The sequence below is a fragment of the Pedobacter sp. genome, assembly GCF_045628745.1.
In the GTDB taxonomy this organism is placed as follows: Bacteria; Bacteroidota; Bacteroidia; order Sphingobacteriales; family Sphingobacteriaceae; genus Pedobacter.
In genome coordinates, this window is sequence record NZ_JAZQPU010000475.1 from 34,814 (window position 1) to 44,889 (window position 10,076).

A 10,076-nucleotide genomic window follows, 5' to 3' on the forward strand; every position below is an offset into this window, starting at 1 on the left:
TTAACCAATCAATAGCATAGCTTTAAGGTAATTTATTTTGTTGTTTAATGAGGATATTATTTATAGCGGCGCGTTTCCATACCAATCAAATTTCTTTAGTTAATAAACTCCTGCAGGAAGGTCATCAAATTGATTTTTTTGTAATGGGACAAGGTAACAGTGAAGATTATTCGGCACTTGTACCTAAAATCATTCCTATATCGGTTTTAACAAAGGCTTATATTCGCTTGTTTAAAAAAAGCGTTGATATTTCAGCATTTCAAAAATATGCGCTCCCAGAACCTGTTTCTTATTATAAAATGATCAATGCGTTTAAACCCGACGTGCTGATCATTAGGGGTGGACCAGAACCAGTATATTCATGGCTTTTATATCCTTATTTATGGTCAAAAATTAAATTGATCTATTATACACAAAATCCTATACAAGTGCAGCGGGTAAGTTTATTGAGAAAAATTTACGATTATGTGCTCTCCAACAGGTATAGAATAAAATGGTTTTCACCGGTTTTATATACAGGAAATCAAGGAGACCAAACACTTTCACTTTCGTATATGGATTACCTGCCTTTTTTTATTTCGCCCCGACCAATTAGACCTGACTTAGAAAGCAAGCTTCAAACAATTAAACTTCTATGTGTGGCCAAGTATGAACCCAGAAAGAACCTCAGGCTTCTGCTGGATGTTACAGCACACTTGAGCAAAAACTATCCGAATTTTAAACTGACCATCATTGGAAGCACAGGCACAGCAAAAAGAGAGGACTATTATGAGCAATTGAAAGCAGACATTGAAAGCCGTCAGTTACAAAATATTATTTCCTTAATTAAAAATGTGCCAAACAAGGAAATGGATAGCCATTATCAGCAACACCATGTTTTCTTAATGCCCAGTATCCGGGAACCAGCCTCCGTATCTCAGCTAGAAGCTATGGCGAGTGGCCTGGCTATCATTTGCTCTCGCGATAACGGGACCGCACATTATGTGGCAGATCATAAAAATGGATTTTTAATAAATGCTGCTTATCATGACCTGTATCAGGCAATAGAAAAGTATTTGCTGCAACCCGCAATCATACAAGAACATCGCCAGCATAGTTTATATTTAGTAAACACAGCGTTTAATATAGATAACAACTATAAAAAACTGATGGACATTATTGAATCAGCAAGGTAACAAGGGGAAAAAATTATTTCAGTTTGCGTTTCGGAACTGGAAGAAAATCAGCACGCTGAATAGCAAATATTTTGGAGGGCACTGCATTGCTATCAACCAATTCGTTAAACTTTGCATTCATCACCCACACTTCGTTGCTGTTAAGCGTTGCAGTAGAAGGGTAGGTAAAGCGGTCGAGTAAAAGGGTGGTGCTACACAATCGACTACTTTTCCAATTATCATCAGTAGTGAGTTGAAATATCTTATCATTGCCACCGTTTACAACTATAGTAAGGGTGTCAGCTGCATTTAATAATAGTCCATCTGCACCAAGAAAAAACTGATTGGCTGCAACTTTTTGTACATATTGTGGCTGTTTCATATTTACTTTGTACAATTGTCCTGTATTACTGTTATCTACCAGTAAATATCCATCAGGATGGTAGACCAGGCCATTTACCCCAATGCCTTCCGTTTCAAATTGACTATCTTTAACAAATACAGATGCTTGTCCGGCAGGGGTTATTTTATAAATTGCATGGGCATAGCTGTCTGTAAGGTAAATGTTCTGCTGCTCATCAAAAACCAGGTCATTTGGGAAATGCTTGCCTGGCAATAGGCCAGATAAATCCACATCAGACAGCTTTTTGCCTGTTTCAAGGTCAACACTAATTAACCGGCACATTTTAAGGTATGTATCCGCAGTGCTATACCTGCTATAATTGGCATCGCCAACACAAGCAAAAAGCCTGTTGCCGTCTGGATGTATTTTTAAACCGTAGGTAGATTTTAAAGTACTATCTGCATGTAAAACCGTGTATTCTCCATCAGGAGTTACCGTTCCGATGGTACCTGTACGTGCTGAGGAAACATAATAAACAGCACGTAAACTGTCATATGCCAATCCCTCTGGATAACTGTCTATAGCAGAAAAATTTATCCTTGCACCGGGGCCTGCTACCATACAGCCCATCAAAAATAAACAGGCAACGGTAAATGCTTTAAATGTTTTCATAATTACCTGGTTTTTTTAATTACATAAATAACCCCATTAGCATCATCAGACACATAGACCACTCCCTCAGGTGTAATAGCGATGCCGGCAGGACGCCCAAAACGTGCTTTGCCCCCCGGCACGAGAAATCCTTTTAAGAAGTTTTTTGCCCGCACCGGAACTCCATCTTTAAATTTTATACGCTGCACCTTAAAGCCTACTGCTTTATTGCTGTTCCATGAGCCATGCCATGCTACCAGGGCATCGCCTGTCCAGTCTGCAGGTATAGTGGCCTTTCCGAAAAACTTAAAATCAATAGGGGCCATGTGCGCCTTAAAGTTGAGCATGGATGGATTTGCATTCTTAGTCCATTGTTTCTTATTATCTCCTGGAGGATCCTCACGACTTTTATCGATTTTATTATGGCCATAGGCATAAGGATATCCATAGTTTCCACCATCCGTAATGACATTTAATTCTTCAGGAGGCCATTTATTACCTTTGCCATCCGCTCCATTATCCATTCCCCAGAGCTCTCCGGATACAGGGTGGAAATCAAAACCAATTGTATTTCTTAAACCACTAGCAAATATGCGCCGTTCCCAGGTTTTTGGGTCAACTTGCAGCACGGTAGCAGCCTCTTTGTCGTTCTCCTTGCAGTCGTTACAAAGTGTACCAATAGTGATGTAAAGCATGCCATCGGGACCAAAAGCAATAGTTCTATTCGGGTGCTGCCCCGCAGCTGGCAAATCATTGATCAGCAATTCCATCGCTCCAAAAGTGCCATCGCTGTTTAAAGGATAGCGACGAAGTTCATTGTTGTTACATAAGTAAATCCAGCCGTCTTTAATAGTGATGCCATGCACGCCTTTAAACCCATACAGTACGGTAATAAGGTCTTCAAACTGATGATCACCATCTTTATCCATCAGCATCAAAACATCTCCAGCATCCCGGCGGGTTACATAAAGTACACCATTAGGCCCCTGTTGGAGCATCCTGGGTTTCCCTAGTCCATTAGCGGCAATACTTAATTCCCATCCTCTGGGTACCTTAAGGTATTTGCGCATAAATGGTAGGAAATCTACATGCCGGGGGTAATTAGTTACCATCACGGTACTTGTTTTAGCCCTTGGAGGCAAACCGCGTTGTGCTAATGCTATACTACTTGTTAAGCCAAAAGCCAGGAGCAAGATCAGGGTGTGTTTCATAAACTACCTATCTTTATTTCCTTGAAAACAGCAGTTGATTAGGGTGGTTTTTGAAATCTGATAATTGTGTACTTGTGTATCGTTAAGATGTTAAAAAAAACCATTTCGACTGAATTTGGTTTATAGAGATATCAAATAAAAATAAACAATGGAAAGCAATAAAGAAATTATCAGCGATTTACAGGAACTATTAGCGATTGTTAATGATGGAAAAGAAGGCTATGAATCAGCTTGTGAAGTAACAGATAAGATTGAACTGCAGGGTGTATTTTTAAAATATGCTGCGCAGCGTGCAGGTTATGCTGAAGAACTAAAATCTCATATTGCCACACATGGTGGTGTTGGCGACAATGAAAGCGGTGGTATATTAGGGGCTTTACATCGCACATGGATAGATTTGAAGCAAGCTTTAAGCAGTAAAGAAGATGTAGCTATACTTGAAGCTGTGGTTACTGGTGAAAAGGCAGCGATAGAAAAATACGACAAGTACATTGCCGACTATCAAGATCATGCAGACCATATGCAATTACTGCAAAGACATAGAGAAGGGATTTTAAATGCTTTAAAAGAAATTGAAACCCTTCTTGTGGCAAGAAAAGCATAAACTGTAATTTCCTTATATTTCTTCAAATATGACGTTGATACTTACTAAAGATTCAGTTAATGTGATAGTCGATCAAGCCTGTCGCTGTTGGTGACTAAGTAGGGACCTGCTAACGGTTTTCCGCTAGCAGGTCCCTACCTGGTCCTTACCTTGTCTATACCTAATAGCGTTCATCTGTAATTTTCAGGTTAGCTTATTTTCCTGTGTTAGCTTTTAATACTCTTAAAAGATTACCGCCCATGATTTTATTGATATCTTTTGTGGAATAATTTAACTTCAACAAAGCAGCAGTAATTTTTGGGTAATCATGAACGCCATCCATCTCTAAAGGATAAGATTCCGCACCTTCAAAATCAGCCCCAATACCAACATGGTCTGCCCCAATTAACTTTACCATATAATCGATATGTTTAATCAATAAACTTAGGGGTGGACGTACAGGTGTAGCTTCTTTATAAGTAGGATCTAAAAATCCACTATAGAAATTTACAAATACAACACCGTTGTTTTTAGCAATGGCCTTCAGCTGTTCATCTTTTAAGTTACGCTGATGGGGAGCAAGATTATAGACACTACTATGAGAAGCTATTACAGGTTTTGTGGTGGTGGCTAACACATCGGCAAAAGTTCTTTCTCCTACATGAGAAACATCGACCATTACACCAAGTTCATTAAGTCGGTGTACAATTTTTCTCCCCAGTTCATTTAATCCGAAGTGAGTTAAACTATCACGTTTAAAAGTCTCGTCATAAGCAGAGGTGGACCAGGAGGTGCTGTTGTTCCACGTTAACGTTAAGTAACACATTCCTCTTTTTGCAAGGCTATCCACATAGGTAAGGCTGTCCTCAATCATGTGTCCTCCTTCAACACCTATTAAAGCGGCAAGTTTTTTTTGGCTTACAACTTTTTTAAGGTCTTCGCTATTGCGCACCAGGACAATTTTATCTGGATTGCGTTTAATCAAAGCATACAAAGAATCTATCTGGCGGTTTGCTAGGGCAAAAGCAGTTCCCTTGCCATAGTCATCTCCGCACCAAATAGAAAATATTTGTGCATCCAAACCACCTTCTTTTGCCCTCACCAAGTCAAAATTACCGGTTGTAAGGCGTTTTGCTAAATCTGCACCACTTTTCATTTGGTTCAGTAATACATCGTTATGTGTATCTATGACAATAGCTTTTTCATGGATAGTTTTGGCATTTTGAGCCATCAACTCCATTGAAATAAAAAATGGCAACAAGAGTAATAAGTTTTTCATTAATTTTATTATTTGTAGGTGTTTGACCGCCAGATTGTTGCGTGCTTTTTTTGTGCAGGTTTATTCTGGGCTTTGCAGTCCTAATGTAGTAATTTATAGAAACTAATAAACATGTGCTTTTAAATTAGTTGTTCATGGGCATCATTATAAATCTCAGATTATTTTTGTAATAAAAATTCATCTCCTTTGAAATTAACTAGTTTCATTTATCTTTGGAAACAATTTTATAAAAATGGGAACAAATATATTTGAGATTCTTCAGCAATCTAACAGTGTTATTTTAGATCGATGGATCCAAAATCAAATGAGCCAGCAGGGGCAGCATGAAGATGCAACCAGTGCTTATGAGATTAAAGAGCAATCCAGAGAGTTATTAAACTTACTGGTGAAAAATCTTAATGCTAACAACATTGAAGAAATTAATTCCAGGGAACTTGAGCCTGTAATTGATAGCTTGTCGGAAATTGCCATAAACAGAGCTAAGCAAGGGTATAGCCCAAAAGAAACAGAACAATTTGTTCGTGGTTTAAAAACGGCAATTTTAGCTGTTATGGAAGAGCAAATAGAAGATTATGCAGTTCTTTATCATGAAAGTAAAAAAATAAATAACCTTTTTGATAACTTATGTCTGCTTACTTTTGAAACCTTTATTAAAGGACGTGAAGAAGTAATTTTAAGACAAACAGACGAAATCTCCGAAATATCTACACCAGTGATCAGGGTATGGGATGGTATTTTGGCCATGCCAATTATTGGGACCTTAGATAGTGCCAGAACTCAAGTGGTGATGGAGAACCTGTTGCAGGCTATTGTTGAAACAGGAAGCAGTATTGCTATTCTTGATATTTCAGGTGTGCCGGCGGTTGATTCGCTTGTTGCCCAACATTTAATGAAAACTGTTGCAGCAACTCGCTTAATGGGTGCAGAATGTGTAATCAGTGGTATTCGTCCGGAAATTGCACAAACAATTGTTCATTTGGGCATTGACTTATCAAATATTATCACAAAAGCAACTTTGGCACATGCCTTGAGGTTCTCTTTCCAAACCTTGAAGTTGGAAGTGAAAAAACAGATGTTAGTCAAGTAGACAATGGATAAAATACCAATTTTAAAAATGGGCCCATTTTTGCTTGTTACTATACAAGTAGATTTGTATGATCGGCTGGCCTTAAATTTAGAGGCAGATCTCATCGAAACTATCAGCGCTACCAATCCAAAGGGCGTATTGATTGATATTTCTGTTGTTTCTATTGTTGACTCTTTTATGGGACGCATTATTGGAAACATTGCCAGCATGTCTAAAATTCTTGATGCAGAAACGGTCGTAGTAGGCATGCAACCTGCGGTGGCCATTACACTTATAGAATTAGGATTACCTTTAACAGGGGTTCATACAGCTTTAAATGTAGAGAAAGGGATGGACTTGTTGCGTAACAAAATAGATTTGTACGAGGAAGAAACTGAAGAAGATTAAGCCAAATGATTAACACCTTATTTAAACAATCTATACAGATCCAAAGAGATCAGGATGTTGTTCCCTTCAGGAATAAGGTGAAGGATTGTGCCGTAGTTTTAAAGATGGGTTTGCTTAATCAGACTAAACTGATCACTGCGGCGAGTGAATTGGTGCGTAATATGTTGAAATATGGAGATGGTGGTGAGGTTATTATTGAATCTGTTATGCAAGAAAGAAATAAAGGCGTAAGGCTTACCTTCAGGGACAAAGGACCCGGGATAGCTGACATTTCTTTAGCGATGAAAGATGGCTATTCTACAGGCAAGAGCCTGGGTTTAGGTTTACCAGGAACAAAACGACTGGTTAATGTTTTTGATATCACTTCAGAGCCGGGTGTAGGAACCACTGTATCAATTATTAAATGGTGTAATGGTTAACAATCATATAAGTTATCCTGCATCCGAAAGAAGTTTTTTTGCCTTACTCAGAAAAGGTATTCACAGACAGGCTTTAGCCGCTAATTTTTCTGAGCAAAAAATCAATCATATAGATTTAATAGTTGCCGAAATTACCTCGAACCTGGAAAAGTATGCTACAGGGGGGGAAGTTCTTTGTGCTGTTATAGGTGAAGGCCCCGCTCAATACCTGGAAATTATCAGTATTGACAATGGTCCCGGTATTAATGACCTGTCCTCGGTATTATTAGATGGCATTTCCAGTTCCACTACACTAGGATATGGCTTAGGGAGCATCAAACGCCTCTCTGATTTCTTTTCTATCTATAGCCAGGTAGGCTGGGGTACTATACTGGTTTCCCGGATATATAAATCAGACATTAAAAGAACAATCGAGCCTGTCCTCGTCAGCCATTTAATTCTTGCCAAACCTTTCGAAACCGTAAGTGGTGATGGCTGTATGTACACAAATACAGAACTTTACTTTAAACTCATGGTCATTGATGGCCTGGGGCATGGCACTGAAGCAAATAAAGTGGTCATTGAAGCTAATGATTTTTTCCAATCGTATCGTTTAGCAGGTCCAGACGAGCTCATCAGGGCAATGCATCCCGTGCTTAAGAAGACCCGTGGTGGGGTAGGGACTGTAGTAATTTATGACAAAAGAAATAAGTTATTTAAAATAGTTGGAGTAGGGAATATCTCTACCAAAGCAATTGATGGCAACGAAGTCAGGAATATCATGTCTTATAACGGCATAATTGGGCATAATATCCCAAACACAATGACGGAATATGTTATTCAAGCTAAAGATTTTCGCTACTTAATACTTTGTTCTGATGGCATAAAGTCAAGATGGGATTTCACTAAACATCCTACCATTTTAAGATACGACCCTATCATTCTTGCAGCGGCCATTTACAAAGACTTTGGGCGGCAAACAGATGATATGTCAGTAGTAATTCTAAAGGTTAATCAACTGTAAATCCATGATGAGAAAACCAGTGCAAATACAACATATTACTGCTCATGATAGCGGAATGAGCTATAAAAAACAACGTTTATAACGATGAAGAGACTTATAGAAATTACGCTGGAAAGCGAAATGGATTTAGTTTTGTCCAGTCAGAAATTTATCAGGCTGGCCGAGCTGCTTCATTTAAGTCTTTCTACGAGAAGCACCTTTGCTGGTGCTGTTTCTGAAGTTGTAAGGGTAATAACAGATCATACAGATACTGGTGTACTGACCATTGGCATTGCCGAACGCGATCATCGCTTTAAGTTAGTTTGCAATATCTTCTATCCCGCATTTGAATCTGTAATTGATAAATCTTTATTTCATTTCGCTAAAAAGTTAGTTCCTTTTTTTGATACTTATGTTAAGGATGATTTGTTTTTTATTGAATTTTCCATAGGCTTGCCCAAGTCAATGAACCTAACATCATTAAAGATTGAGAAGATAAATGCAATGCTTACTAATTTGGGCCCCATATCTACATACGAAGAATTAAAAAACAGCAAGCAGGTACTTATTCAAAAAACTGAGCTTCAAAAAGAAGAACTGGAGGCATCAAAATATTTAAACGACCTTAAAACGGAGTTCATCTCCATGGCTAGTCATGAGTTGAAAACGCCCATCACAATTCTTAAAGCCTATGGACAATTGGCTTTATCAGACAAAATTAAGACCTTAGCAGATGCACAAAAGCTCATTGTAAAAATGAATGAGCAATGTGGAAAGCTATCTACCTTAGCGCTGCAATTATTAGATACGGCTAAAATTGAAAATGGCCATTTGGAATATGCAATGGTGAGTACAGATTTTAATTCTTACCTCAGTAAGCTTATAGAGGACCTGAAACATCTTGTGCCAGACCATCATGTTACTTTTAACATGGGGTTGACGAAAGGGGTAATGATTGATAGGCTAAGAATGGAACAGGTTTTAAGTAATCTGTTAAGCAATGCTGCAAAATACTCAGATAAGGCAACAAAAATTTATATCAATACCAATGCTAAGCAAGAATTGATGATCTTATCTATCTCTGATGAAGGGATAGGGATCTCAGAAAGTGGCTTAACAAAAATTTTCGATAAGTTTCACCGTGAACCCGAGGTGGTGGGCAAAAAATCTGGTTTAGGGATGGGCATGTATATCGCATCAAAAATTGTTAAGGCTCATGGTGGAGAAATATGGGTAGAGAGTAAGATAGGTAAAGGTTCTACGTTTTATATTAGTCTGCCCTTAACATAACCTTATATACATCAATAAATGAAGGCAATACTTATAGCAACCTTATTTTTAGGTTTAACCTTCAATGGTTTTGCTCAATATACAGATACCCTTATTACTCAACCAAAACACAATGGCATTAAAACTTTTTTGCCAGGAGTTATTGCGCTCAGTTACGGTGCAATAGCTTTGAACGATGGAGCCCTAAAAAACCTTGATCATCATATTGCTGAACGAAGAAATGAACAAAGGCCAAACTTTAGTACTTCGGCAGATGATTATTTAAGGTATGCACCATTTGTTGCCCTGTATGGCATGGAGGCTTTAGGACTTAAAAGCAAACATGCTATTAAAGAAAAAACAGCCCTGGTATTAATTTCCGCAGGCTTTGCTGTAGGTAGTGCAAAACTATTAAAGACATGGAGCAATAAGGAACGTCCTAATCAGCTTGATCATCGGTCTTTTCCTTCTGGACATGCCACCATAGTTTTTGCCGGTGCAGAATTAATAAACCAGGAATACCGTGACCAATCGCCATGGTATGGTGTGGCCGCATACACCGTTGCCTCCGCTACATCTGTTTTGAGAATCTATAATAACGACCATTGGTTTAGTGATGTTGTTGCAGGAGCTGGCGTTGGTATTCTGTCAACTAAACTGGCCTACCTTGTTTACCCGGGTCTTCAGAAACTGCTGGTTAAAGATAAACAA

General features: G+C 38.5%; 11 protein-coding genes. 8 read left to right on the forward strand and 3 right to left on the reverse strand.

Features of this window, described 5'->3' with window-relative positions:
- Positions 1 to 47: 47 nt before the first annotated feature.
- On the forward strand, positions 48 to 1,175 hold the full coding sequence (locus ACR2F7_RS17240; RefSeq protein ID WP_432714771.1) for a glycosyltransferase family 4 protein: 1,128 nt from the start codon (positions 48 to 50) through the stop codon (positions 1,173 to 1,175).
- A gap of 13 nt (positions 1,176 to 1,188) precedes the next feature.
- Here the strand turns inward: ACR2F7_RS17240 and ACR2F7_RS17245 are convergent, their stop codons facing one another.
- Together ACR2F7_RS17245 and ACR2F7_RS17250 are read right to left on the reverse strand one after the other, a co-directional pair.
- Entirely contained in the window at positions 1,189 to 2,169 is a 981-nt protein-coding gene (locus ACR2F7_RS17245) for a gluconolaconase (RefSeq protein ID WP_432714772.1), read from the reverse strand.
- Between the two features lie 2 nt (positions 2,170 to 2,171).
- Complete coding sequence (locus ACR2F7_RS17250; RefSeq protein ID WP_432714773.1) at positions 2,172 to 3,359, reverse strand: PQQ-dependent sugar dehydrogenase; 1,188 nt, start codon at positions 3,357 to 3,359, stop codon at positions 2,172 to 2,174.
- A 148-nt stretch (positions 3,360 to 3,507) separates the two neighbouring features.
- Between ACR2F7_RS17250 and ACR2F7_RS17255 the strand changes: the two genes are divergently transcribed.
- Complete coding sequence (locus tag ACR2F7_RS17255; protein WP_432714774.1) at positions 3,508 to 3,963, forward strand: ferritin-like domain-containing protein; 456 nt, start codon at positions 3,508 to 3,510, stop codon at positions 3,961 to 3,963.
- Positions 3,964 to 4,156: 193 nt separating this feature from the next.
- Here ACR2F7_RS17255 and ACR2F7_RS17260 read toward each other — a convergent pair whose 3' ends face one another.
- Complete coding sequence (locus ACR2F7_RS17260; RefSeq protein ID WP_432714775.1) at positions 4,157 to 5,221, reverse strand: dipeptidase; 1,065 nt, start codon at positions 5,219 to 5,221, stop codon at positions 4,157 to 4,159.
- A gap of 232 nt (positions 5,222 to 5,453) precedes the next feature.
- Between ACR2F7_RS17260 and ACR2F7_RS17265 the strand changes: the two genes are divergently transcribed.
- From ACR2F7_RS17265 to ACR2F7_RS17290, 6 genes are all read left to right on the forward strand, one after another.
- On the forward strand, positions 5,454 to 6,308 hold the full coding sequence (locus ACR2F7_RS17265; protein WP_432714776.1) for an STAS domain-containing protein: 855 nt from the start codon (positions 5,454 to 5,456) through the stop codon (positions 6,306 to 6,308).
- Positions 6,309 to 6,311: 3 nt separating this feature from the next.
- Entirely contained in the window at positions 6,312 to 6,695 is a 384-nt protein-coding gene (locus tag ACR2F7_RS17270) for an STAS domain-containing protein (RefSeq protein ID WP_432714777.1), read from the forward strand.
- Positions 6,696 to 6,700: 5 nt separating this feature from the next.
- Entirely contained in the window at positions 6,701 to 7,114 is a 414-nt protein-coding gene (locus ACR2F7_RS17275; protein ID WP_432714778.1) for an anti-sigma regulatory factor, read from the forward strand.
- On the forward strand, positions 7,107 to 8,117 hold the full coding sequence (locus ACR2F7_RS17280; protein ID WP_432714779.1) for an ATP-binding SpoIIE family protein phosphatase: 1,011 nt from the start codon (positions 7,107 to 7,109) through the stop codon (positions 8,115 to 8,117). The genes ACR2F7_RS17275 and ACR2F7_RS17280 overlap by 8 nt, the downstream gene beginning before the upstream one ends.
- 84 nt (positions 8,118 to 8,201) lie before the next feature.
- Positions 8,202 to 9,386, forward strand: coding sequence for a sensor histidine kinase (locus ACR2F7_RS17285; protein ID WP_432714780.1), 1,185 nt, complete (start codon positions 8,202 to 8,204; stop codon positions 9,384 to 9,386).
- Between the two features lie 18 nt (positions 9,387 to 9,404).
- Positions 9,405 to 10,076, forward strand: a 672-nt coding sequence (locus tag ACR2F7_RS17290) for a phosphatase PAP2 family protein (RefSeq protein WP_432714781.1), incomplete at its 3' end; no start/stop codon positions are given.

Coding starts and splice junctions, on each gene's coding strand:
- ACR2F7_RS17240 (WP_432714771.1), top strand. CDS start 48: ATGAGGATATTATTTATAGCGGCGCGTTTCCATACCAATCAAATTTCT.
- ACR2F7_RS17245 (WP_432714772.1), bottom strand. CDS start 2,169: ATGAAAACATTTAAAGCATTTACCGTTGCCTGTTTATTTTTGATGGGC.
- ACR2F7_RS17250 (WP_432714773.1), bottom strand. CDS start 3,359: ATGAAACACACCCTGATCTTGCTCCTGGCTTTTGGCTTAACAAGTAGT.
- ACR2F7_RS17255 (WP_432714774.1), top strand. CDS start 3,508: ATGGAAAGCAATAAAGAAATTATCAGCGATTTACAGGAACTATTAGCG.
- ACR2F7_RS17260 (WP_432714775.1), bottom strand. CDS start 5,221: ATGAAAAACTTATTACTCTTGTTGCCATTTTTTATTTCAATGGAGTTG.
- ACR2F7_RS17265 (WP_432714776.1), top strand. CDS start 5,454: ATGGGAACAAATATATTTGAGATTCTTCAGCAATCTAACAGTGTTATT.
- ACR2F7_RS17270 (WP_432714777.1), top strand. CDS start 6,312: ATGGATAAAATACCAATTTTAAAAATGGGCCCATTTTTGCTTGTTACT.
- ACR2F7_RS17275 (WP_432714778.1), top strand. CDS start 6,701: ATGATTAACACCTTATTTAAACAATCTATACAGATCCAAAGAGATCAG.
- ACR2F7_RS17280 (WP_432714779.1), top strand. CDS start 7,107: ATGGTTAACAATCATATAAGTTATCCTGCATCCGAAAGAAGTTTTTTT.
- ACR2F7_RS17285 (WP_432714780.1), top strand. CDS start 8,202: ATGAAGAGACTTATAGAAATTACGCTGGAAAGCGAAATGGATTTAGTT.